The following is a 25,620-nucleotide window of genomic DNA, read 5'->3' on the forward strand; positions in this document are numbered from 1 at the left end:
TTTTATTATATTAACCCAAGCTTTTTACGTGCTTCTATGATTATTGAGTCTACTGTATCTTTTAGATTTTCTTTACTATCAGCTGAGGAAGAGAGTATGCTGCAAAACTCATAACTTGATAAATCTGCTATGTCCTCTAAAGTCTTAATATCATGTTTACTAAGAGCAATTTTATTGTCTATTGATAAAGTTAAATTGATTACATCATCTTCCATACCTAGACTTTTTAGCTCTTCTATTTTTCTATCATTTTCTGCTTTCAGGTGCTTGTTTGCTCTGTTATGAAGTTCGTTTGCAATATCCTCATTAAAGCCCTCTATTGAAGAAAGCTCTTTAATTGAAGCGTTGGATATATCTTCTACGCTTGAAAAACCTTCTGTTACCAATAGCTGACCCATAATCTCTTCTAAGTTTAAAGCTTCAGCAAATAAAGCTGAACATTGACTAAGTTCTTTACTTCGCCTTTCTGATTCTTGCTGAGTGCTTAATATCTCAATTTTCCATCCAACAAGCTCTGAAGCTAATCTTACATTCTGGCCCTTTTTTCCTATAGCTAAACTCAATTGATCTTCAGCAACTATTAACTCTATGCAATTTTCATTTTCATCAATAATAACCTTCGATACTTCTGCAGGAGTAATGGCTTTAATAACAAATTGACCCAAATCTGAGGAGTAATTTATAACGTCAATTTTTTCACCATTTAATTCGTGTATAATAGTTTTTATTCTATCTCCCTTAACTCCAACACAAGCACCTACTGGATCAATGTTCTTGTCAGGAGAGAAAACAGCAACCTTAGACCTTGAGCCGGCGTCTCTAGCTATACCTTTAATTGTTACTAACCCGTCAGCAATTTCTGGTATTTCTTGATTTAATAATGCCTCTAAAAAGCCTTCATGAGTCCTAGAAAGAATAATTTGACGTCCATCATCAGAGCGCTTAACGGTCTGTATGTAAGTTTTAACCTTATCGCCTTCACGAAATGATTCACCACCGGTCAAATTTCGCAATGGAAGATATGCCCTAGTGCCATTTATGTCTATAATAAGATCTGAATATTCTATTTGTTTAACAATACCATACCTTATTTCTCCCACCTTATCTTTAAATTCCTCATATTGCTTTTTTGACTCTTCATCTTTAATTATTTGAGCAATCTTTTGCTGGGCAATCCTTGCTGAAGCAAGATCAGTGTTAAGAGAGAGCAATTCACTAACAGTATCTCCAACTTTTGCATCTCCTTTTATTAATTTAGCTTGTGTCAGCGTAATTGATTCATACTCAGTGTTCTCTTCTTCATTTGATTCGTCATCAATAACTTTTAGTTTTCTGTATGAAGTAACTTTGCCTGTATTTCTATCTATATTAACTACAATTTTACTTTTGCTACCATATTTTTGATAAGCCACTGCTTCTATAGCACTTTCTAGTGCCTTTATTACAACATTAAAATCTAAACCTTTTTGAAGTGAAAGTTCTCCTGCTGTTTTTATTACATCAAGGCTTCCAACTATGTTATTCTTGTTACTTTTCTGCTTAACACTGCTTTTACGATTAGCAATCATAATAAATAAATCCAATGTAATTAGTTATAATTATAGCTTCAACGGGCAAAGAACGCTATCTTAAATGTTAAATGATTGCTAATTTAAGTCAAGTTTTTTCATGTCTTTGTATGACAAGCAACGCCGGAGTAAAGAATAAAGTTAAGACCGTTGCAGCCAATATTCCACTTGCTATGGTTGTTGAAATGTCAACCCACCACTGGCTTGATGGAGCATCATATGTGATTTGTAGCGTAAAAAAATTGATATTTAACCTGGTAATCATCGGTATTAAACCAAGAACTGTGGTTGCAACGGTAAGCAATATTGGCCTAACGCGAGAAATTGCAGCGTTTATTACACATCGCTTGATGTCATTTTTGTGTACCTTAATTTGGTGATGAAAGGCATCAAGCAATAGTATGTTATTATTTACTATAATTCCTGCCAAAGCAATTATCCCCACTCCACACATAACAACTACGAAAACTTGTTGGATAAGAAAGAAAACAAAAAACACACATGTTGTGGATAAAAACACTGCTGTCATTACGATAAATGTATGGTATACATTATTAAACTGTGTCACTAATACCAATATCATTAGTGTAATTGCTAATATAAAAGCCTTTAACAAAAATGTTCCTGATTTTTGTTGATCTTCTTTGTCGCCTTTAAAGTCAATTTTTACTCCCTTGTCCCAATCCTGGGCAATAGAATTCTGAATGAACTTTACTCTTTCATTAACAAGATAGCCTGTATCCACATCAGCGGAAATTGTCACTGTACGTAATCCATCAATCCTATTTAGTTTGTTTACCTTTTTTTCGGGAGCATATTTTACTATGTTGCTCATAGGATGCGGGCCATTAACTGTATTGATAAAAAGATTATCTATAGTCTTCATGTTGCGGTCCCTTCTGGGGAAACGGAGTACAATATCGATTTCTTCATCCGTGTTATTTGGTCTATATTTTCCAATCAACACTCCATTTGTAACCATCTTTATAAAATCGCCAATGGTTGCAACACTTACTCCAGAACTTGTAGCCTTACTCTTATTAACACTCATATTCCACTCTATTTCAGGTGCTGATCTGCTATCTTGAATATTTATAAACCCGGATGAAGGTTGGTCCATAATTTTTAGAATTTTCTCTGCTGCTAAATTCAGATTGGATGCACTTCCGCTGAGGTTAATTTGTATTGGCTTGTCAGCCGACGGTCCTGACTTTTCCTCTTGAACATTAATTATTATTCCTTTCATGTCTTGCACACTGCTCCTTATATCGTTTAATATGTGCTTAGCTTTGCGCCTGAAGCGCCAATCCATAAGTTCTAGTTGAATTCTGGCGATAACATTGTCTGAAAATGCTCCTGATCTAGCATAAGAAACATGAATTTCTTTTTCAACGCTCAAAATGCGTTCTTCCACTTCTTTGAGTATCAGATCTCGTTCTTTGGCTGATAAGCTTTCTTTTGCTTTAACACTGATTAAAATATTATCTGAATCCACTTTCGGAAAAAACTTCACTCCAGGACCAAAGGTAAAGTACAGCACACTAAATGAAAACAGGACGAATACAGTAGCACATATGAATTTTTTAGGATGATCTAAAACCTTCTCTAGCATGCGTATGTAAGCTCTTATTATAGGCCCAGCATTTTTTATCTCACCACTTTCTATAGCACTCATTTTTTTTATTTCTTTTTTTGAAGTTATTGAAGGCTTACCAAATATTGCACCAAGTGTTGGTATAAAAACCAAAGCCATAATGAGCGATCCAGTCAAAGTTAGAATTATTGTAATTGGTATGTACTGCATGAATTTACCAACAGTATCAGGCCAGAATAATAGAGGAAAAAACACTGCTAATTTAGTTAACGTCGATGATAGAACCGGATAAAACATATCACGAACTGAAGTGTGAAAGGCTTCTACTTTGTCCATTCCGCAGATCATCTTTCTATCGGCATATTCGCTGATCACAATTGCATCATCAACCAGCATGCCAACAGCCATGATTAAACTGAAGAGCACAACGATATTTAAGGTTATGCCCATAAAGTAAAGAGCTATTATCCCAATGAGAAAGGAACCGGGTATCGAGAGTGCCACAAGAATAGCAATCCTTGTTCCCATAGAAAGCATCATTATGATCAATATTAACAACACAGCGAATATTATGCCGTTTTCCAAGTCATCAAGCACATCGCGGACGTTTTTTGACTGGTCATTTAAGTACACCACTTTTAAATTTTCAGGTAATTGATCTTTTGCCTTATCCATTAAGTATTTTACTTGATTTACTGTGTCTATTATGTTTTTTCCGTTACGTTTTGAAATTTCTAGCACGACACTAGGTAATCCATTAATGCGAGCAAACCCTTGGTGATCCTCAAACCTAGGGTATACTTTTGCTATATCTTTGATTCTCAAAACTGCATCGCCTTGAGATCTAATAGGAATATTCATAATATCTTCTATATCTTTTAATAACCCTGATATTTTAATCGAATATTTACCGGTATCATTTTCCAGTGACCCAGCTCCCACTAGTCTATTATTGCTTGATATAGCTTGGAATATTTCGTTTGATTGAATGTTATATTTTGTTAGAACTGTGGGCTCAATTATAACTTCCACTGTTTCTTTACGCATACCTGCCACTTCAACTTTGAGAACATTTGGCAGAGATTCTATTTCTTTCTTTAGCTTGCGTGCTATTTCAGTTAAGGCTCTTTCTGGCAAATTACCAATTAAGCCGACATTGAGTATCGGAAATAAGCTCAAGTTTATTTCATTGATTATCGGAGATTCCGCTTCAACAGGTAACTTCGATTTTATGTTTGAAAGCTTTGAACGGACATTATCGAGCACTTCTTTATTATCATACTCTGTTCCAAATTCGAGTATCATGTGAGCACCATCATTAGTTGCAAAAGCTCTCAATTCTCTTACACCTTCGATGGATCTTAGTTCATTTTCTATAGGCAGCACTAATAGCTTTTCACTATCTTGAGCAGAAATCCCAGGAAGTCCAACAAACACGCTGATTATAGGAATCTGTATATCAGGGTTACTTTCCCTTGGCATTTTTACATAAACGTATGAACCGAAGATAAAAATTACTATAAGTAATAATACCACCGCCCTGTTTCGCTCTATGAGTAAGCTCTGCATGTTGAATGTTAACTAAATATGTGTGTTTGTACAATATTATAGTCGAGATACGTTGCATATTAATTAATCCTTGTATAGCTTTAAAACTTTACGCAAATAATTAAAATTTTCGCAAAATTGCAAGTATAAGAAAATTTCTGTATAATAATTCTAGAACAGTATTTGAGAGGTTATTATGGTGGCAATTTTAAATGTAACAAAAGGCAAGAGAAAAGTTATTGTGTCTGGAATTAGCTGGAGCTTTATCAGCTTTAATATTTTTAACAGCAATCCACATTGCCGCAAAGATAGCCATTATCGTTTCTGCTGCTGCAGTTACTTACTTATTACTTTTGCTGATTCATAAAATAAGAACTAAAGCTGAAATTACTCGTGTTTCAGAAGATGAAGGTGAAGAAAAAGATACGGAAATATCCGTAAAAGAACCAAAAAGAACTGAAACTGAGCTAGCAGAAGAATTAAAAAATAAAAGAGCACAAGAAGAAATGAAAAATGGACTACCTGAACATATGGATTTCAAAGGTAATTCACTTTCTAAAAGCGCTGATACTAAAGATAGTCATTCCGTTTCTAGTGCTACAAATATTGTTATGGAACCTTTACCTAAACACATGGATGCGCTTGGTAATCCACTTCCTGAAAGACCAAGTGCAAATATTAGTATAGAATCTAAACCTGAGAGAAAACTATCTCCTGCAGAGTGGCTATTACAGCATGGGGTAAATAATGATGTGAGGGAAGTGCTAGAACGGCCAGCAAAGGGGTTTAACGGGTTAGGGTTTAACATGTAGTTGTTGTATTAAGCTCTCCATCTTATATTGAGAATCAGATGCAATGCCGTAGACCTTATTTGGCGGAGCAATTTTGTTCTCTATACCAAAAACTATACCTTCAATTATTGCTGTGAGTACTTTTTCAAGGTTACAGTCTGCTCCAGGAACACGGTGCTCTAGGCGGCATCTTTTGGAATCGTTGCCAAAATAGGGAATTCTTATCGCAGCAGTTCTGTTATTTACTCCCCAACTAATCGTAGTTGGAGTGTGAATATCCGGGTACTGAAATCTTAAATATGAATCATCATTTGGAGCAAAAAACAACATATGTTTTTTCATCATTGCACATAATCCGCCAATACTATGAATCAAATAATCACTATACTTTTGCTCATTGATATAAAATAAGTTATCGTTATTTGAATTCACGAGATTAACATGCACATTTAATGCACTGCCTGCTCTATCCAAATAAGGCTTTGCTTTAAAAGAAACGTTCCCACCAAGTTTTTGTGCTACTTCAGTAAGTAATTGTTTTGCTAACTCAAAATGCTTAATTAAATTGTCGGAGTTCGTATAACAACCACTTTTTATCTCATATTGATGTGTAGAATTCTCCTTCTCGCAAGAAAATTCAAGAAATGCTATTTTATTTTTGATGCTATTTAGAAATAAATATTCTTTTTCTATTCCTTCAATGTAAAACTCTAGTTCAATACCGAATACAGCATGACAACTCAAATTACTTAATATAATCATAAATTTGCTTCAGTAAATCTATATTAGGTTAGCTATATTTATATGAATACTTTACTTATTTGCCAGTAAATTTAACATCTTATTTATACATAATGTATTACTATTTTTAATAGCATGCTTCTAATCCTCGATACAAGCGACATTTACAAATTTTTCATTTTTTTGAAATAAAAATGATCAATTTTAGTGTTTTTATACCCTTTACAACTCATCAAAAAATCACCATAATTTTTAGTATGTATTAAGTAGTATTAGCTTTTCATTTTGCAGTAAGCTATTGATTATCTTATATTTTTCTAATTGTTGCTTTTTTCTTGGTATGGTATATGAACTTAACTAGCCCTAAGGTTTCTACTATGTTTTTTGATCAGATTATTACAGTAACGGATCACAATGTTACTTGGGAAAAAATCCAAAATTGTCTTTATAATCTTTATGGAGAAGCAACATATAACAGCTGGCTGAGTTCGCTAAAATTTGTCAGTAGCAGAAATGGGGAAGTTCTTTTATCCGTGTCAACAAGGTTTATAAAAGAGTGGATTACAGTTCATTACATGAAAAAAATATTATCATTATGGCAAAGCGAAGATAAAAGCATACGTTCTATTGATATTCAAGTAATTGAGGAAAGGAATTCAAATTTTAATGTTATACTAAAAAACAGAGAGGAAAGTAATCATAATCTTGGTTCGCCGCTGGATCCAAGGTTCACCTTTGATAATTTTGTAGTGGGAAAGCCAAATGAATTAGCATTTACGGCGGCAAAGCGTGTGGCAGAATCTATAGATCCAATATTAGGCAGCAATCCTTTGTTTCTATATGGTGGAGTGGGACTTGGTAAAACACATCTAATGCATGCTATAGCTTGGGACATAGTCAATTCCCCATCAGAAAAAAGAAAAGTAGTATATTTATCAGCAGAGAAATTCATGTACCAATATATTACAGCGCTGCGAAGCAAAGATATTATGTTATTTAAAGAGCAATTTAGATCAGTAGATGTATTGATGGTAGATGATGTGCAATTTATCAGTGGTAAAGATAGTACACAAGAAGAATTTTTTCACACTTTCAATGCATTGATAGACCAAAATAAGCAATTGGTTATATCAGCTGATAGGTCTCCTAGTGATCTTGATGGAGTGGAAGAAAGAATAAGATCACGACTCGGTTGGGGGTTGGTGGCAGATATTAATGAAACAACTTTTGAATTAAGGCTTGGTATATTGCAGGCAAAAGTGGAGCAGATGAATATGTATGTTCCGAAAGATGTCCTAGAGTTTTTAGCAAGGAACATAAAATCTAATATAAGAGAATTAGAAGGAGCATTAAATAAGGTTACCCATACCTCATTAATTGGAAGAAGTATGACGGTAGAATCAGCTAGTGAAACCCTAATCGATCTTCTTAGGTCAAATCATAGGTCAATCACAATAGAAGAAATACAAAAGAAAGTAGCTGAATTTTTCAATATAAAGGTTGCAGATATGCAATCCAATAGAAGACTTCGCAGTCTTGCAAGGCCAAGACAAATAGCTATGTATTTTGCCAAAAAATTTACGCAAAAAAGCCTACCAGATATTGGGAGAAACTTTGGTGGCAGAGACCATGCTACCGTTATACATGCAGTAAAACAAGTAGAAAATTTTATAAAGACCGACTCAAAATTTGCTGATGAAATCAATCGATTAAAAAAAATGTTTAAGTAGCGTTGTTAAAATAGCTAATAACAAGTCCTAAAATGAATCGACTATAGTTTTAATCCGTTTAAGTTTAAAATCTTCTGTTAGCTTCGCAGAATACATTTCCTTATTGTGTTGATTATAGAAGGTAAATTTGTGATCATCTAAGTTTAGTATTGCAAAGCCAAAACCGAAAAAGTTTCTAACCTCGTGTGCTAAGTAGTTTCTACCATTTGAATAGTCAAATTCTACATTTTGATAAACAGGCTCTTGATCTTGAGCATGTAATAATGCACCACCGTTTCCAACTATAATCTGGTCTGGAACATTATCCATTAATAAAATCTGGGCTATATGAATGTGGCCAGAAACTATGGTAGTGACATTGCTTGGAAATTTATCTCCAAAAGCTTCAATTTGTGTAAGATTACCATGGCTTTTTAATGTCAAAAATTCTTTTTTTGGAGATCTCCAAAGCGGTTTATGAGTTAAAAACCACGTGGGCTTATCTTGTATCAATTTATCAAATTGCCTTTCAAAAGCATCAATTGTGCTTTGGGTTGTAAAAATATCCTCACCGGATGAAGAGTCGAAGATAAAAAATTTCATCGGTCCAGCATCTAAGGACCAACTAGAAACGAAGTTTCCACATTTTTCAGACGAAAAGGGGTATGAATCTAGATACCTGAACCATCCTTCATAAGCTCTATTACAACTCTCATGGTTTCCACGAACAAAAAGGAAAGGGGATTGTAATGAAATATCCTTTGCAGGCTCAAACCAATCAGCGTACCAAGCTTTTTTATTATATCCATAAATATCGCCACACTTTTTTGTATTTCTACATTTTGTTTGTCTATAATGATAATCACCAACATGGATAATTAAATCTGGTTTATGAAGGGCGATTGAATCTAAATTTTTTTTTAAAGGCCAGCTATCTACCGAATTACATTCCTGCTGAAATAACATATTTATTCTACAACCCGTGTCACCAATAAAAGCAATTTTATTAACCTTTTCTGGTAATATAGGAACTCGTAGATCCTCAATACTAATGTTTTTGGCACTTGTTTGTACTGTCAGTTCACAAACTGTTTCGTTATGATCACCATTGTTAATTGAGCTGCGATTCAGCATTTCTATTTCCTCGCCATCGACATAAACAATGGGACACATGTCATTGTCTGTAATTGCACGTATGCTTAATTTATTTTCTGGGATAACTTGAGACCATGTGTATAATATTTGTGCATGGACAGAATGAAAGCTGGTTATAAGAGATAGAGCTAAAAAAATAAAGATATTAGCTACATTCATTTGTATAAAAACCTAAGTTAAAAATTAGTAGTAAGGTTGTCTTAAATGATTAAAATTTATAATCACAAAATTCATAATCAAATTATACAAGTAATTTCTAAATTATTCTAGTATCAGATTGACACTCTAGATGAAAAATTCTAAAATGATTAAATAATTTAAAATAATTATATAAAAACTAGAATATAGTGCGGCCGTGGTGGAATTGGTAGACACGCAGCGTTGAGGTCGCTGTGGCTCATAAGGCCTTGGAAGTTCAAGTCTTCTCGGCCGCACCAGTTTTTTCATAGCTGCTTAATATGGGTAAAAATGTTTATAGGAAATCAGAGTAGCAATAAGGTAGAAAGAGCTATCAGCGAAATCAGGCGCGGCCGGCCAATTGTAATATATGATAAAAGTAATTACCTATTGTTTGCTGCTGCTGAGGCTTTAGAAAGAGATTTATTTAATCAATACAAGCTTATATCAAGTAATGTATATGTTACTTTAACTTCAAGTAAGGTAAAATACATATCTCAGAATAAAGAACATAACAGCAAACGTCTGTTGGTGAATAATTTTGATGAACTGCTCCATTTAATAAACTGTTCAAAGGAAGATTGCATAAGAGAGTTGCAATGCTCAAAGACAATAGATGAATGTGCTATTGCCTTGCTTAAGTTCTCAGAATTATTGCCATACGCGTTAGTGGCTGATATGACTTTTGAGAATAACCATGAAATGCGAAATTGGTGCGAGAAAAATGACGTTATTGCACTGGACACGTCATTCATAAATAATTTTCAAGAAAATCAGGATGTATATGAAGTGTGCAAAACATCATTATTTTTAAAACAGACTCAAGAAGTAAATATCATATCTTATAGAACAGAAAGTGGTGGAAGAGAACATCATGCAATTATCATTGGCAATCCAGATAAAGATGGCGAACCATTAGTAAGAATTCATTCTTCGTGCTATACGGGTGACTTGTTAGATAGCTTATCATGCGATTGCAGAAGTCAGTTACATCAAGCAATTCAAATGATAGCTGACTCTGGAAGTGGTATTATATTGTATTTGATGCAAGATGGAAGAGGCATTGGTTTAACTAATAAGTTAAGAGCGTACAGTGTGCAAAGAGGACATAATCTTGATACTGTTGATGCAAACAGAATATTAGGTTTTGAAGATGATGAAAGGAGTTTTGCTGTTGCAGCTAAAATGCTTAATAAATTGAACATTAACAAAATCCAATTACTTACAAACAATGATAGGAAATTGTCAGAATTGGAAAGTAGTGGTATAGGAGTTACAAAGTGTCTACCACTTATTGTGGAACGTAATAAATATAACGATTCATATATGGAGACAAAGTTTGGTAAGCTAGGCCATAGATTAAGAGTTTTTTAGCTTTTTTGTTGTAACTACTTTGTTAATTTGCTATGTTTATTAACATAAGTTAAGATTTTTAGGAATACTAAAATGCTAAGATTTTTTAAACGAGAAAAAAATACTGAATCCTTAGATAAGGATATAGATTGGAATTCAAACCGCTACAGCACAGTTATTGCTCAAAGGAATATTCTACTTTTATTTGCATTAATATTATTAGCAACGATCTCTATCAGCATATTAGTCATATTTAAAATTAGCACAAGTAGCACTATTGAGCCATTTGTTATAGAAATTGACAAGAAATCAGGAATAGTGCAATTGGTTGATCCTGTCACAGTAAAACAATATTCTGCAAATGAAGCGCTAAACGATTATTTTATTTCAGAGTATATAAAAGCAAGGGAGGTTTTTGATCCATATCATTATAATTATAACTATTATACAAAGGTGAGGTTGTTTTCCTCACCTAATGTGTATAATGAATTTAGAAATTATGTAGGATCACAGAATATGGATGATCTTTTTAATTTGTACTCAGATACCAAAAGTGAATTTAAAATTCGCTCAATTCAAAAATTGGGTAACGATGCTCTTCAGGTGAGGTTTTTTGTGGAATTTATACGGAAAGATGGAAGTTCCACAAGAAAAAATAAGATAGTTATTATGTCATATAGATATGCATCGCTTGAAATGGATGATCAGCAAAGATATATTAACCCATTAGGATTTCAAGTTATTTCATATAGAGTAGATGATGAATATGTATAGGATATTATTAGTTTTAGCTTTACTTGTAAGTGGCAATTTAAACGCATCCATTAATTATAATGAGCCTATTTCTGTAGATAGTAGAATAAAGACTTTTGTGTATAGCCCTAATGAAGTATTTACGGTGGTTTTTAGTCAGGGTTACTATTCTTATATTGAATTTGCGGAAGGAGAAAAAGTTAAAAATATCGCTGTTGGTGATGCATCAAGTTGGAAAATTAATCCTTATGACAATAAATTGCTTATCATGCCATTTGAAGTTAGTAGTCGCACTAACATGATTATTACAACAACTAAAAAAAGAAATTACATTTTTGATTTAATCTCAAGGCCAAACTACGATAAATACCCAGATACTGATGCTAAGAAAGTGGGTCACGATTATTCTGCTGAAAAGGATATATCTTACGTAGTACGTTTTTATTATCCTCAAGAAGAAGGTGAATTTGATGTTGATTTAGATGAGGTTTCTTTACCTACTCAAATGCAATATACTACAGACAAGCCAGAAAAAATAATACAAGAAAATGATACGAAGTACAATTATACATATATTGATGAAGGTAGTAATGCGGATATAGTTCCGATTGAGCTATTTGATGATGGTTATTTAACCTATTTAAAATTTAGAAATAATAATAAAATACCTCAGATTTTTGTAGAAGAGGAGGATAAACCTTGTAAAAGGCTGTTATTTGATGATTATGTTATAATAAAAGGAGTACATAAAAAGCTATTTATGCGTTATGAAGATGGTGAAGTTGAAATTATAAATAGGTCACTTTAGCTGTGGTATATGCAATATGAATAAAGAAAGGCGTAACAATTCAGAAGATGAATCAGAAATAGAGAACAAGGTAGTAACAGTTGGCTCTAATCAAGGTCATAGGGCATTGATGGTCATTATTTTAGTGCTTCTGGTTGGTGGAGTGTATTATCTCTATTTTAGTCCTTCTCATAAAGAGGGTTCAGAAGTTATTAAAAAAGAGGAAACAAAGCAAAATGTTCAAGAATTGAAGGGAAAGTTGGAACAAGTTCCAGATAATGTAATGGTTCCTGAAAGAATAATAACTGATCCCTTACCACCCTTACCCCCTCTTCCTACACCACCAATCATACCAGAAATAAAACAAATTAGAAAAGAAGAAGAGAAACCAAAAGAAACTCCTGTGTCAAATATACCTATTTTGCCAAAGCAAAATTTTCCTTCTAGTAATGTTATGGGCAATTTACCTACCTCGTTTCCTACAATAGGGGGTAGCGGTTATCCTAGAGACAGACGTAGTGCACAAATGTTAACAATTTCAAGTGATGGTGGAGAGAATAAGGCTGCTGATGCTATTTTATCTGACACTTCAGCACAATCGAGCAAAGCTACCAGAGTAGGAAAGCTTGGTTTAATGGTTACTCAAGGTAAAATTATTGATGCTGTTCTTGAAACTGCAATAAACTCTGATCTGCAAGGAATGCTGCGTGCTATGGTGAGTAGAGATGTTTATGCAGAAACTGGTGATACAGTTTTAATACCTAAAGGCTCAAGATTGATAGGCAGTTATTCATTTGACTCGAATGTCGCAAGAGCTCGTGTAAATATAAACTGGAGTAGGGTCATTCTTCCTCATGGAATAGATATTGCTATCTCATCACTTAGTACTGACGAGCTTGGCAGAGCAGGAATAGCTGGAATAGTTGATAATAAAATAGTAAGTGCATTATTCTCTTCAGTGGCACTTGCTGGTGTTTCAATTGGTTCGGCTGTTATAGGGCAAAAGGCCTCTAATCTTATTGATACGCTAACTGCTATGGATGCGGTGAGATCCATCACTGCAACTGAAATAGATATCTCTTCTCTCAAAGGGGCTATTGTTGAGAGATTGGAGGATGCTATAAAAACTGAAGTTGGGAGGGTAGGAGACGAAAAATGGAAATTGGGTCTTAGGGCTATTGAAAAAATTCGGAATGCTAAAAGTGATCAGGATTTACTGAGAATAATAAAGGAAGAAATAGTAAGTGTGATAAAAAGTTCTGGAGCTAGTGGAGTTGATGCAATTACTAGTGACAATATCGGTATAACTTTAGACGATGTACGTCAACTGTTGAGGCAAACTCAGAAAAGAAGCAAATCTGTTTATGATGAAGCAATCGGGAAGTCAATCAATGATTTTTCTAAAGACATGCGAGATATAATGGGCGGGTATACAGATAAAAAACCAACTATTTATGTCGATCAAGGCACCGCATTGAAAGTATTTGTTAACCAAGATATAGTATTTCCTTCACAGGCAATATTAAATCAATGAAATGAATTATGCTGCACTTGATACATATTTGGAGCCATTACAAGGCATATTTCAAGAAGAAGGCGTAAATGAAATATCAATAAATAAGCCAAAGGAAGTATGGATTGAAAATCGCGGTGAAATAAGGTGTGAAAAATTAGAAGTATTCGATCTTAACCATTTGAAATCTCTTGGCAGACTGATTGCTCAAGCTACAGAACAAAAACTTAGCGAAGAAGCACCTTTACTTTCGGCAACATTACCAAATGGTTATCGTATACAGATAGTATTTCCACCAGCATGTGAACCTGATAAAGTAGTCATGTCGATTCGTAAGCCTTCTAGCATGCAATTAGCACTCGATGATTACGAAAAAATGGGGGCTTTTTCTGAAACTGTTACAGAAGCAACTGATAATCCAGTTGACCGTCATTTGGATTTACTGTTAAGGCAAAAAAAAATAAAAGAGTTTTTAGAATACGCTGTAATAAGTAAGAAAAATATTATAATTAGCGGTGGAACTTCCACTGGTAAGACTACTTTTACTAATGCTACTTTGCGTGCTATTCCAACTGAGGAAAGAATTATTACTGTTGAGGATGCAAGGGAAATCGTTTTGAACGATCATCCAAATAGAGTGCATCTGATTGCCTCCAAAGGAGGGCAGGGCAGAGCAAAAGTAACCACTCAAGATTTGATAGAGGCGTGCTTACGTTTAAGGCCAGACAGAATAATAGTTGGTGAGCTCCGTGGAGCGGAAGCTTTTAGTTTTCTTAGGGCGATAAATACTGGTCACCCTGGATCAATATCAACCCTTCATGCGGATAGTCCAACAATGGCCCTTGAGCAAATAAAATTGATGGTTATGCAGGCAAATCTTGGCATTCCTCCAGACCAAATTATACCATACATTAGAAATGTGATTGATATTGTTATTCAGCTAAAAAGAACCGGTGGGGGCAAAAGAAGCATTTCTGAGATATTATTTACTAGATCTGCAAGCGAAAATGCTTAAATTTATACATAAGTTAAAAAAGAGTAGTTTATGAGTAATGGAAATCACCTACGTAATATTCTCATAGGAGGTGTAGTAGCTTTTAGCGTACTTGAGTTTTGCTTCTATCTATCTGGTATATTGTTCTTTCTATTAGTTGACGGTCCGGATGCTGTGGATTTTAAGGCAATTAATCCTAGTTTGACGCCTTTCCCTCAAGCTCTTTGGCCAACGATTTTTGATCATATACAATATTGTTGGCACCACCCAGAGTTATATAGCCTTGAGCTCAAATTTAAATTAATTCTATCTTCTACAATGCCTATTGTTGTTTTAATGATTATCTTATGGAATTTAAGAGAAAGGATAATTGAGTGGCGACCATTTAAAAAGAAAGAATCACTTCATGGAGACTCGCAGTGGGCATCAGAGAAAGACATACGAAAAGCAGGATTAAGAAGCAAAAAGGGATTATTGCTTGGTAAAGATAAAAGAGGATACTTTATTGCTGATGGGTTTCAGCATGCATTGTTATTTGCACCTACAGGTTCTGGTAAGGGTGTTGGCTTTGTAATTCCTAATTTATTATTTTGGACTGACTCGGTAATTGTACACGACATAAAATTAGAAAACTATGAAATAACAAGTGGTTGGCGAGAACGACAAGGACAAAAAGTATACGTATGGAATCCAGCGCAGCCAGATGGAATAAGTCACTGTTACAATCCATTACAATGGATTAGTAAAAAACCTGGGCAGATGGTTGACGATGTGCAAAAAATAGCTAACCTCATCATGCCTGAACAAGACTTTTGGCAAAATGAAGCAAGAAGCTTATTTGTTGGAGTGGTATTATACTTACTTGCTGCACCAGAGAAAGTTAAATCTTTTGGTGAAGTTGTGCGTACGATGCGTAGTGATGACGTAGTTTATAATCTTGCTGTTGCTCTTGATACAATGGGTAAAATACTACACCCTGTAGCATATATGAATATTGCAGCTTTTTTACAAAAAGCTGATAAAGAAAGGTCGGGTGTTGTATCAACTATGAACTCATCGCTTGAATTGTGGGCAAACCCATTGATTGATACTGCAACTGCGTCAAGTGATTTTAATATTTTAGATTTTAAAAAGAAGAAAACTACAGTTTATGTTGGTTTAACTCCTGACAACTTGACTAGGCTCAGGCCTTTAATGCAGGTTTTTTACCAACAGGCAACTGAGTTTTTATGTAGAAAATTGCCATCGGATGACGAGCCTTATGGCGTATTGTTTTTAATGGATGAGTTTCCTACACTTGGAAAAATGGAGCAATTTCAAACAGGTATTGCATATTTTCGTGGTTATCGAGTTAGGTTATTCTTAATTGTTCAAGATACTGAGCAGCTCAAAGGAATATACGAAGAAGCAGGAATGAACTCCTTTTTGTCAAACTCGACTTACAGAATAACTTTTGCAGCCAATAATATTGAAACAGCTAATTTAATATCGCAACTTATAGGAAACAAAACTGTACAACAAGAATCGTTGAATAAGCCTAAATTTTTAGATTTAAATCCTGCTTCAAGGTCGTTGCATATCTCTGAAACACAGAGGGCATTGCTATTGCCTCAAGAAGTTATTATGTTGCCACGCGACGATCAGATAATTTTAATAGAGTCAACTTACCCAATTAAATCAAAGAAAATTTTGTACTATAGTGATAGCACCTTCACAAAAAGACTGCTCAAGCAAACTCGTGTGCCTACACAAGAACCATATGACCCAAACAAAGTTCTTTCTGCTGCTGCGAGCAAAGATAAGGTTAATAACGAGGGGAATAATGCTCTTGAGGGGCCTAATTCAGTTGATTATCCTGCTGAAACTAAAACAGAGGATGCAGTGTATGATGAATCAGATGAATTTGCAGACGAAGATATTGATGATGAAGATATTGACGATAAGTTTGAAGATGATGATGACGGGTTTGATGACGAGAGGAGCGATGATGGGTTTGATGACGAAGACGAGGAGGATGAATTTGAAGATGAGGATATTGACGATAAATTAAAAAATGATCAAAAATAAAGGTTAACTTTGCCTATTTTTAGCTCAGAAAAGTGCAAGTTATGCAAATAATTAGGTTTTTCATATTAAGCCATTTTTAATTAATTAGTATTAGATTAGCTATTTTAACTAGGGGAGTAGTAATGATTAGTAAAAAAACATTAGCGGTTACAGCACTTGCTTTGCTGTTGTCACAACAATCTTTTGCAAGTGAAACAGAAGGATTTTACTTCGGCAGTGGGTATTATGGTCAATTTTTTAATAGTACGGGTGAACTAAAAACAAGCACTACAGGTATCAAAAATTTGTCTATAAATGACAGGAGTGCTCAGAATACAGAAGGTCAATTACTAAGTAAGTATAAAGGAGATTACAATCCACCTTTTGCTGCAAATGTGGCACTTGGTTACACAGGAGAATTGGGTAACAACAGCTATAGGGCTGAATTGGAAGGGATGTATTCTTCTGTAAAAGTGGATAATATTGGTTTAGCAAGCAGTCAAATGACTGCGTCATACGTAAAAGTAGTTAAAGATAAAAATGGTGCAGAAGAAAAACATTTATATGGTGCTATAGTGAATCATGACCAAATTGAGAACATATCTGTAATGGCAAATATTTATCATCATTGGAAAAGTGACCGTTTCTCTTTTTCTCCTTACGTTGGTATTGGAATCGGTGCAACAAGAATGACGATGTTTGAAAAACCGTCAATAAGACCCGCAGGTCAATTAAAAGCTGGCCTTGATTATCGCATAAATGAAGATGTAAATATGCATATCGGATATAGAGGTTTTGGTGTTATGGGTAACAACTTTACATTTCAAGCAATGCAGAAAGGAGTAAAAAAAGCAAATGGTACATCTAGTATTATTGATGAAAAAGATGCACTAAAAGAGAATATAAATGTAGGTAATCAACTATTTCACACACACGGCATAGAGGCTGGCCTTACTTTCCACTTTGCCAGCAAAGCTTAAACATGTTGCCCTTTTAAAAAATGCATAAAACCGTTCCTGTCATCCTATGGCTTGACCATAGGATCTAGTTAAATAGTAACCGTTCACGGAGATAAGGTGGTTTACAAAGTAAGTATAAAAGTGTAAAGAGATAGGAAGCTAAATATGGAATGGGTAAATGACAACAGTGCTGCAAGAAAAGGTTGTAGCAGAAAACGCTAATCTCAAGGAAGAAATAAAAGCACTGATCAGAGAAAATGATAGCTTGAAAGCAAAAATAGTTGAATTAGAAGACAAATTGGGCTTAAATTCGCAAAATTCATCGCTGCCACCATCACGAGATATATATCGTAAGAAAGCAAAAAAGAAAAGTGATAAAAAACCAGGAGGTCAGCCAGGACATAAGGTGCATAAGCGTGAATTAATGGCTGCAGACGAGGTAGTGAGATGCACAATTGATACAATTTGTATGTGTGGAGGTAAGATTACTTTAGAAGATGAAATTATTCATCAGAAGGCAGAGTTGCCAGAAATTAAGCCAATTGTAACTGAGTACGGGTTGCAAAGAGGACATTGTAGAGTATGTAATAAAAGAATTACAGCAAATTTACCCGAAGGTGTTGCAAGAGATTTTCTAGGACCCAATGCTAAAACAGTTATAAGCAGCCTTAGCGGCTTTTTTATTAACTCAAAAAGAGAGGTACAGCAAATTTTGGGCAGTATTTTTAATCTAAATATAAGCCTTGGTTTAGTCTCAAATACTGAACGCAGGGTATCGAAGAAGTGTGCATCTGAATATGAGAAAATGAAGGAAGAGTTGCAAGGAAGCGAGTATTTGCATATAGACGAAACAGGGCACAGAAATCAAGGAAAGAGAGGCTGGAGTTGGGTAATAACAAACAAAGCGTTGACACTTCTGAAGGTAAGCGAGTCTCGTGGTAAGAAGGTGTTGAAGAGTTTACTGCCAGAATATGATGGTATAGTTGTGAGCGATAGATACGCTGTATACAATTACTTCAATCGTGAAAATAGACAGATATGTTGGGCACATCTGGCAAGAGATTTTGAGAGATTTGCCCATAGTAAAAATGTTGAAGTGAGCAAAATTGGCCAAGCACTAAAATCGCTCAGCAATAAGGTGTTTGTAGTAGATAAGGCAAAAAAACAAAATTTGATAGATAATTTGAGATTTTATCGACTGGTGCGAAAAATTCGGAAAAGGGTAAAACATTTTTTACGTAAAATGACGAGGGTTGCAAATAGTACTCAAGCTTCAAGAATGGCCGCTAAGATGTTACGATCTGAGGATATGATGTGGAAGTTTTTAAGAAAACCTGAAGTGATAGAAACAACTAATAACCTTGCAGAACGGCAAATTAGACGGTACGTAATTTATCGTAAAAACAGCTTTTTCACCTGTTCAGAACGTGGAGAAAGATTCGTGGAAAGAATGTTGTCGATATTTTTGACATCACGTCTAAATGGCCAGAACCCCTTTCAAAAGCTACAGAATCTAGTAGCTGTCACTGCTTAGTTCTTTAATTCATTCTCACAATCCGTGAACGGTTACGTTAAATATAGATCCCAGTGTCACGCACTGGGATGACGAGGTAGAGGGTACTGGAATGACATAGGATAATATGGGATGAAGGAGATAATACAAGAAAACATTAGCTATGTTTTGTGCATAACAATGCCTCTCTTCATTCCTGCCAAATCATATACGTATTCTTGAAAAGCTAATTCGTATGAGGGTATTATTTTGTCAATATCATTTTGATCTTCACCTATCTCCAATATCGCAAACCCATTTTTTTTAAGGCACTTTCTCAATATTGGAAAAATACTCAAATAACAACTCAGACCATCAATACCACCATCAAGAGCAATTCTTGGCTCTTTTTGCACTTCAGCTTGCAGGTCTTTTAATTTGCTTCTTTTTATATATGGAGGATTGCTAATTATCAGATCAAATAAATCGCTGCACTCTGTCCATGAGCTTGGAAATATTTTGGCTCTGCTGAGGAGATTATGTTTCTTTGTGTTCTGATAGGCAACTTTGTATGCTTCCAAGCTTTTTTCAAAACCGATACCAACGGCATTTTCATACTCACTAAGTACGGATATCAATAAACAACCTGTGCCTGTACCAAAATCTGCAATTTTTAGTCTCTGCTTTTTATTTGGGTAATATTTTAACACTGTTGAGATTAATGTTTCACTATCTGGTCTTGGATCCAAAACATGCTGGTTAACTATAAAATTTTTACTCCAGAATTCACGATTACCTATTATTTGCGATATTGGATATCTTTCCGCTCTTTTTTTTGTTAATTTCCAAAATAAAAGTTCTTTCTCCATCGGCACTTGATCAGCATGGTTCATAATTATGAATGATCTTTCCACTCCAAGTACGTGCTGCATGATGATTTCACAATCTAAATGTGGTGATTCAACTTTATGTGACGATAATAACTCCGATCCTTCTTGAATTAAAGTGCTGATTGTTTTCATTATTCTAAAAATGTGTTCCTTTCAGCCAAGAATAGCAATTCCAATTTAGGGTAGCTGCACTAAATCCAAGTGTCAAGCATGGGTTCTTGCATAACCTAAACAGAAAAAAGATACAAGATATCAACTATGTTTTTTTAAAAATTTTTTATTTGTAATTTTGCAACTTCATATGGGCAATAAAAACCCATTTGTTATAGAAACAGAATTTTGTATCAAACAGCCACCACAGCAATTTCTGCTTAAGTTAATGAATATGCGCTTTTAATGTGTGTGGACGCGCATATTCATTAACCAATTTCAGTTATTGCTAAAATTTTTAAATATGCAAATTAACTGCTTCTTTAAGCCTTGCATTAGCAATCACTATTATTTTACGCATTAGAGCTGTTATAGCCGCCATCTTCTTCTTACCACTTTCAATAAGCTTATACCAATTCTCAATAATAATGAGACAAATGAAAAAGAGTGCTTTCCGCCTATAAATGGAGGTTTAAGTGAATTTATCGTATATTCTATTTGTCTTCCCAATAACGAAGTTTGGTATTAGAATAAAAGGCACCAAGTGCAGATTTGGACCTTGCAGCAGCCATGGCAGCTGTAAAAAGCTTTGAACGAACGTTACTTCTTCCACCTATAATCCTTCGGTAGCCAATAGCTTTACCACTTTCCTTAGGATGAGGCGCAACACCTGCAAGGCTTGCAATTTGCCTTTTATTTAAAGAACCAAGTTCCGGTATGAGACACAATAAACATTGAGAGGTTTTTCTACCTATTCCAGGGACTGTTTCAAGAATTTTTTGGCATCGTTGCAATTCAGGATTTTCATTGACTATTTTTTGTATAGCTTGATCAAGCTTTTCTACCTGGTTGTTGAGGAATTCAATAGCTTGTTGACAACTTTCCTTAATGTAATCATTTCCAGGAGTTTTTAGCCTATTCTTCTCTTGAACAAGCATTTTCGTAATATCGTCACGACGCTGACAAAGTGCAAACAAGGTGGTTTGTTCTTTTGAGATAGGTGTAAATAGCTGCAAATGTCCACAACGCTCAGAACCATATTGGGCAAGCGCTTTTGCATCAAGACTGTCGGTCTTTGCCAAAGTTCCATGAGATAGAATGAAGTTTTTAACTTGACGAGTATTAGCACGATGCACAGCAATGTTTCTATCAATAAGAAAATACAATAAGCCAAGCTCATAACCTCCTGTAGCTTCTAAAATTACCATGGAGTTGGGCAAGATATTTGAAAATTTTTGGTAGAATTGTTTCCAACCAACACAACTATTGTCAAATTTGATGACACCTTTTTGTTCATTAACTGCAGTAAAAAATTCAAGTTTTCCGATATCAATGCCAATAAAATTTTGATAAGATGTAACCATAAAGAACCTCGAGAGTTTAAGTTAAAATTTAAGATTGTAAACGGGTGCATATATATGTCCCAAACAACTATTCAAACGTCTCGAAGGATAGGCTTGAGTACCTTGATATCTACGTATGTGTAATACTACCGTCTCACGGTCGCTCAAGCCTGTGATAACCACATTTTTATAGGTTATCTTCCTTCTTGCCTCTTTTATATCACATTTCCAACTTACAACCGTCTTGCATGTCAATAAAAAAGTTACAAGGATGTTGAATAATAAACTTAGATTTTGTTGATTCTTCTGATCGAAGTATTTTTCTTTCAAAAAATAGACTATTGTCATATGTCAAAATGTTACAACAAAGGAAAAAGTTTCTCTTGTAGCTGCGGTTCTGATAAGTGGCACAGTGTACTCTAAAACCAATAATATTCCAGGATCAATAATATCTTGCGGTTCAAAATATCTTTGCCCTGCTGGTAAAGCTTCTTTTACTTTGGTGCCAACCATAATTCCTAGCTCTCTGATCACTTGATTTGCTGCATCCGTGAAATCGAAGGTAAATTTGAGATATAAATTATTGGTTGGCATATTTGAAGATTTAAACCTTCCCGAAGGAGTTATAAGTTCGCCATTTTCATCACCTGTGCAAAAAAGGACTTCATCAACAATGCGTCTTCCAAGTTCATTGAGCAGTTTTTCAGACGTAATGGGCTCTGCTGGTGTACTTCGAATATACTCTACAGCAACTGTACTTTCCGCTGTAATAGAGCTATTTTCAAGGCGCTTAACAGTACCAGTATTGCTGTCAATCGTGTAATCTATGCTGGGCTTGTAGGTTGTTGAACCTTGAAAGATCTTTACCTCTTTAACTGGGAAGTGATTGAGCGTTATTCTATCCTTAACAAAAGTTTTTTCTGCTCTGTGGCTACTCTCCCAATTTGAATTACCACTACCCCAAGCAAGATGTATAGGCTGTTCTTTTATACTTGCCGCTATTGCTGCTCTACCGGATTGTGTGAGTATTGACATACAAATTTTACATTTAATCTCTATCAAATATACAAGCTTTCTATCGATAACCTTGTTTTGCGGTTTTTTATATGATCTGGATCAAAAGCCTTCTTTGAACTTAAAACACCAAAAACAATATGGAGTAACTTACGCATTGCCGCTCCCACAACAGCCATATTATGCTTACCTTTCTCTTTCAACCTTTCGCAAAAAGTCATAATAATAGGATTGTGATTCTTAGCTACTATAGCAGGAAAGAAAAGTGCCTTACGTAATATTTGTGAACCGGATTTACTTATTCTGGGTTTAGCATATACAGATGAACCTGATGTTATATTTCTCGGTATAACTCCTGCATATGCTGCCAATTGCCTGGCATCTCTAAAAGCTTTTATGTCAGGAACTTCAGCTAAAATAGCTATTACTGATTCTTCCCCTATTCCTGGAATAGTCAATAGAAGTTGAAAATTTTCCAACAACTCTTTGTGTTGCTTTAATAATTCACGTATGGAGTTTTTTATTGTTTCTATTTTTTGCTCTATGTTCATTGCAAGGTCTTCCCAAGCAGTTGCAACTTCTTTGGGCAGTCTCTCTTTTTTTTCTAAGTGGTTATTTACTAATGTTAACTCATCTTTTAACGCAGCCGAGCAACGATAAAGATGTTTTAATTTTTTTAACTCAGGAGAAGGTGGTGTCCAACGACTGTCTTTGGCAGTAATCAGCAATAATTTCTGCATCAGTCTGATCATTTTTTTGTCGTATAAGCTTACTCCTCGCATAAGATTTTATGCAATAAGGATTTACAACACTAACAAAATGTCCAGCGTTGTGCAGAAACTCAGCCAAAGCTTCGCTGTAACAACCAGTAGCCTCCATGCAGGCTTTTACTTCTTCTACATTATGTTTTTGTAGAAAGCTAAGTAGACCTTGAAACCCAGAATCCTCGTTTTTAAAACTCCTTTTTCTAGTTTTACGTCTTCCTTTTTTGCTTATGAATGAGAGAAAAACATCAAAGCGATCTTTTGATACGTCTATGCCTAAAAAGTTGTTGATCATATATAACCCCATACGTTACCATTAAAAATGAAAAGTAAGGCTAACCTTGTGAATACAGAATTAGAACCATTTAGGTCTTTCTACGATACCGTCCAGCCTCTACTTTTGAGGAGGGATTCTTGACTTTACCACAGATTTTATATCTAAGATTATTGACAAAATTTTCCCTTCTCCATCTAATGTTTAAGCTTAAAACACTAGATGCTTTTTTCAAGATACAAGATTATTGGTTGGTACAGCGGAAGATTTAAACCTTCCAGAAGGGGTCAAAAGCTCTCCATTCTCATCACCTGTGCAGAAGAGCATCTCATCAACAACACGACGTCCAACTTCCTTGGTAACCGTTCACGGAGATAAGGTGGTTTACAAAGTAAGTATAAAAGTGTAAAGAGATAGGAAGCTAAATATGGAATGGGTAAATGACAACAGTGCTGCAAGAAAAGGTTGTAGCAGAAAACGCTAATCTCAAGGAAGAAATAAAAGCACTGATCAGAGAAAATGATAGCTTGAAAGCAAAAATAGTTGAATTAGAAGACAAATTGGGCTTAAATTCGCAAAATTCATCGCTGCCACCATCACGAGATATATATCGTAAGAAAGCAAAAAAGAAAAGTGATAAAAAACCAGGAGGTCAGCCAGGACATAAGGTGCATAAGCGTGAATTAATGGCTGCAGACGAGGTAGTGAGATGCACAATTGATACAATTTGTATGTGTGGAGGTAAGATTACTTTAGAAGATGAAATTATTCATCAGAAGGCAGAGTTGCCAGAAATTAAGCCAATTGTAACTGAGTACAGGTTGCAAAGAGGACATTGTAGAGTATGTAATAAAAGAATTACAGCAAATTTACCCGAAGGTGTTGCAAGAGATTTTCTAGGACCCAATGCTAAAACAGTTATAAGCAGCCTTAGCGGCTTTTTTATTAACTCAAAAAGAGAGGTACAGCAAATTTTGGGCAGTATTTTTAATCTAAATATAAGCCTTGGTTTAGTCTCAAATACTGAACGCAGGGTATCGAAGAAGTGTGCATCTGAATATGAGAAAATGAAGGAAGAGTTGCAAGGAAGCGAGTATTTGCATATAGACGAAACAGGGCACAGAAATCAAGGAAAGAGAGGCTGGAGTTGGGTAATAACAAACAAAGCGTTGACACTTCTGAAGGTAAGCGAGTCTCGTGGTAAGAAGGTGTTGAAGAGTTTACTGCCAGAATATGATGGTATATTTGTGAGCGATAGATACGCTGTATACAATTACTTCAATCGTGAAAATAGACAGATATGTTGGGCACATCTGGCAAGAGATTTTGAGAGATTTGCCCATAGTAAAAATGTTGAAGTGAGCAAAATTGGCCAAGCACTAAAATCGCTCAGCAATAAGGTGTTTGTAGTAGATAAGGCAAAAAAACAAAATTTGATAGATAATTTGAGATTTTATCGACTGGTGCGAAAAATTCGGAAAAGGGTAAAACATTTTTTACGTAAAATGACGAGGGTTGCAAATAGCACTCAAGCTTCAAGAATGGCCGCTAAGATGTTACGATCTGAGGATATGATGTGGAAGTTTTTAAGAAAACCTGAAGTGATAGAAACAACTAATAACCTTGCAGAACGGCAAATTAGACGGTACGTAATTTATCGTAAAAACAGCTTTTTCACCTGGTCAGAACGTGGAGAAAGATTCGTGGAAAGAATGTTGTCGATATTTTTGACATCACGTCTAAATGGCCAGAACCCCTTTCAAAAGCTACAGAATCTAGTAGCTGTCACTGCTTAGTTCTTTAATTCATTCTCACAATCCGTGAACGGTTACCTCTTTTTTTTGTTCTTTGCTTAACGGATTCTTTTTCGTTTTCCTGTGCGGTAATACAACATTTTTGTGTATCTTCTGCATTTCCCTGTAGCCGGCATCAGCTAAGATTTTAGTTTGTGGCAATACTGCTACCTTTGATTTTCTAAACATCCGAAAATCATGTTTTCTACCAT

General features: G+C 35.0%; 17 protein-coding genes, 1 tRNA gene and 4 pseudogenes. 12 read left to right on the plus strand and 10 right to left on the minus strand.

The window, feature by feature from the left end:
* Nucleotides 1-5: 5 nt before the first annotated feature.
* Together nusA and WKH12_RS04880 are read right to left on the minus strand one after the other, a co-directional pair.
* The gene (gene nusA / locus WKH12_RS04875; RefSeq protein ID WP_434732656.1) at nucleotides 6-1,568 is read right to left on the minus strand and encodes a transcription termination factor NusA; all 1,563 of its coding nucleotides are present in this window, start codon (nucleotides 1,566-1,568) and stop codon (nucleotides 6-8) included.
* An 88-nt stretch (nucleotides 1,569-1,656) separates the two neighbouring features.
* The gene (locus WKH12_RS04880; RefSeq protein ID WP_341822831.1) at nucleotides 1,657-4,731 is read right to left on the minus strand and encodes an efflux RND transporter permease subunit; all 3,075 of its coding nucleotides are present in this window, start codon (nucleotides 4,729-4,731) and stop codon (nucleotides 1,657-1,659) included.
* A gap of 218 nt (nucleotides 4,732-4,949) precedes the next feature.
* On the opposite strand from WKH12_RS04880, the gene WKH12_RS04885 reads away from it, so the two are divergent.
* On the plus strand, nucleotides 4,950-5,522 hold the full coding sequence (locus tag WKH12_RS04885) for a hypothetical protein (protein ID WP_434732150.1): 573 nt from the start codon (nucleotides 4,950-4,952) through the stop codon (nucleotides 5,520-5,522).
* On the opposite strand, the gene WKH12_RS04890 is transcribed toward WKH12_RS04885, so the two are convergent.
* On the minus strand, nucleotides 5,505-6,263 hold the full coding sequence (locus WKH12_RS04890; protein ID WP_434732151.1) for a type I glutamate--ammonia ligase: 759 nt from the start codon (nucleotides 6,261-6,263) through the stop codon (nucleotides 5,505-5,507). The genes WKH12_RS04885 and WKH12_RS04890 overlap by 18 nt on opposite strands.
* 326 nt (nucleotides 6,264-6,589) lie before the next feature.
* Between WKH12_RS04890 and dnaA the strand changes: the two genes are divergently transcribed.
* On the plus strand, nucleotides 6,590-7,972 hold the full coding sequence (gene dnaA, locus WKH12_RS04895; protein WP_434732152.1) for a chromosomal replication initiator protein DnaA: 1,383 nt from the start codon (nucleotides 6,590-6,592) through the stop codon (nucleotides 7,970-7,972).
* Nucleotides 7,973-7,999: 27 nt separating this feature from the next.
* Here the strand turns inward: dnaA and WKH12_RS04900 are convergent, their stop codons facing one another.
* Entirely contained in the window at nucleotides 8,000-9,265 is a 1,266-nt protein-coding gene (locus WKH12_RS04900) for a metallophosphoesterase family protein (protein WP_434732153.1), read from the minus strand.
* 190 nt (nucleotides 9,266-9,455) lie between these two features.
* Here WKH12_RS04900 and WKH12_RS04905 point away from each other — a divergent pair.
* The 9 genes from WKH12_RS04905 (at nucleotide 9,456) to tnpC (WKH12_RS04945) (ending at nucleotide 19,222) form a co-directional block, all read left to right on the plus strand.
* Nucleotides 9,456-9,543, plus strand: a tRNA-Leu gene (locus WKH12_RS04905).
* 31 nt (nucleotides 9,544-9,574) lie between these two features.
* Nucleotides 9,575-10,657 carry a GTP cyclohydrolase II gene (locus tag WKH12_RS04910; protein ID WP_253309361.1) on the plus strand — a complete coding sequence of 361 codons (1,083 nt, stop codon included), beginning with the start codon at nucleotides 9,575-9,577 and terminating at the stop codon, nucleotides 10,655-10,657.
* A 72-nt stretch (nucleotides 10,658-10,729) separates the two neighbouring features.
* Nucleotides 10,730-11,410 carry a VirB8 family type IV secretion system protein gene (locus WKH12_RS04915; RefSeq protein WP_264731475.1) on the plus strand — a complete coding sequence of 227 codons (681 nt, stop codon included), beginning with the start codon at nucleotides 10,730-10,732 and terminating at the stop codon, nucleotides 11,408-11,410.
* Complete coding sequence (virB9, locus tag WKH12_RS04920) at nucleotides 11,397-12,197, plus strand: P-type conjugative transfer protein VirB9 (RefSeq protein WP_341812100.1); 801 nt, start codon at nucleotides 11,397-11,399, stop codon at nucleotides 12,195-12,197. The genes WKH12_RS04915 and virB9 overlap by 14 nt, the downstream gene beginning before the upstream one ends.
* A gap of 16 nt (nucleotides 12,198-12,213) precedes the next feature.
* Nucleotides 12,214-13,710 carry a TraB/TrbI/VirB10 family type IV secretion system protein gene (locus WKH12_RS04925; protein WP_434732154.1) on the plus strand — a complete coding sequence of 499 codons (1,497 nt, stop codon included), beginning with the start codon at nucleotides 12,214-12,216 and terminating at the stop codon, nucleotides 13,708-13,710.
* Between the two features lies 1 nt (nucleotide 13,711).
* Nucleotides 13,712-14,704, plus strand: coding sequence for a P-type DNA transfer ATPase VirB11 (gene virB11, locus WKH12_RS04930; protein WP_253309358.1), 993 nt, complete (start codon nucleotides 13,712-13,714; stop codon nucleotides 14,702-14,704).
* A gap of 30 nt (nucleotides 14,705-14,734) precedes the next feature.
* Nucleotides 14,735-16,750: a type IV secretory system conjugative DNA transfer family protein gene (locus WKH12_RS04935; RefSeq protein WP_353288900.1), complete on the plus strand. Its 2,016-nt coding sequence runs from the start codon at nucleotides 14,735-14,737 to the stop codon at nucleotides 16,748-16,750.
* Between the two features lie 122 nt (nucleotides 16,751-16,872).
* Nucleotides 16,873-17,709, plus strand: coding sequence for a P44/Msp2 family outer membrane protein (locus WKH12_RS04940; RefSeq protein ID WP_434732155.1), 837 nt, complete (start codon nucleotides 16,873-16,875; stop codon nucleotides 17,707-17,709).
* A 157-nt stretch (nucleotides 17,710-17,866) separates the two neighbouring features.
* On the plus strand, nucleotides 17,867-19,222 hold the full coding sequence (gene tnpC, locus WKH12_RS04945; RefSeq protein ID WP_434732156.1) for an IS66 family transposase: 1,356 nt from the start codon (nucleotides 17,867-17,869) through the stop codon (nucleotides 19,220-19,222).
* A 140-nt stretch (nucleotides 19,223-19,362) separates the two neighbouring features.
* On the opposite strand, the gene prmC is transcribed toward tnpC (WKH12_RS04945), so the two are convergent.
* The 5 genes and pseudogenes from prmC to WKH12_RS04970 all read right to left on the minus strand — a co-directional run bounded on the left by prmC (nucleotide 19,363) and on the right by WKH12_RS04970 (nucleotide 23,636).
* The gene (gene prmC / locus WKH12_RS04950) at nucleotides 19,363-20,202 is read right to left on the minus strand and encodes a peptide chain release factor N(5)-glutamine methyltransferase (RefSeq protein WP_434732157.1); all 840 of its coding nucleotides are present in this window, start codon (nucleotides 20,200-20,202) and stop codon (nucleotides 19,363-19,365) included.
* 316 nt (nucleotides 20,203-20,518) lie between these two features.
* Nucleotides 20,519-20,629 (minus strand): annotated as a pseudogene (locus WKH12_RS04955) (IS110 family transposase); the annotation flags it as partial.
* 118 nt (nucleotides 20,630-20,747) lie between these two features.
* Nucleotides 20,748-21,584 (minus strand): annotated as a pseudogene (locus WKH12_RS04960) (IS110 family transposase); the annotation flags it as partial.
* Between the two features lie 330 nt (nucleotides 21,585-21,914).
* Entirely contained in the window at nucleotides 21,915-22,598 is a 684-nt protein-coding gene (locus WKH12_RS04965; protein WP_434732158.1) for a hypothetical protein, read from the minus strand.
* 23 nt (nucleotides 22,599-22,621) lie between these two features.
* Nucleotides 22,622-23,636: pseudogene (locus WKH12_RS04970) on the minus strand (IS110 family transposase).
* A gap of 419 nt (nucleotides 23,637-24,055) precedes the next feature.
* Here WKH12_RS04970 and tnpC (WKH12_RS04975) point away from each other — a divergent pair.
* Nucleotides 24,056-25,411 carry an IS66 family transposase gene (tnpC, locus tag WKH12_RS04975; RefSeq protein WP_434732010.1) on the plus strand — a complete coding sequence of 452 codons (1,356 nt, stop codon included), beginning with the start codon at nucleotides 24,056-24,058 and terminating at the stop codon, nucleotides 25,409-25,411.
* A gap of 15 nt (nucleotides 25,412-25,426) precedes the next feature.
* On the opposite strand, the pseudogene WKH12_RS04980 reads toward tnpC (WKH12_RS04975), so the two are convergent.
* Nucleotides 25,427-25,609 (minus strand): annotated as a pseudogene (locus WKH12_RS04980) (IS5/IS1182 family transposase); the annotation flags it as partial.
* Nucleotides 25,610-25,620 lie beyond the last annotated feature (11 nt).

This window comes from Wolbachia endosymbiont of Zygogramma bicolorata, assembly GCF_051130665.1.
Taxonomy (GTDB): Bacteria; Pseudomonadota; Alphaproteobacteria; order Rickettsiales; family Anaplasmataceae; genus Wolbachia.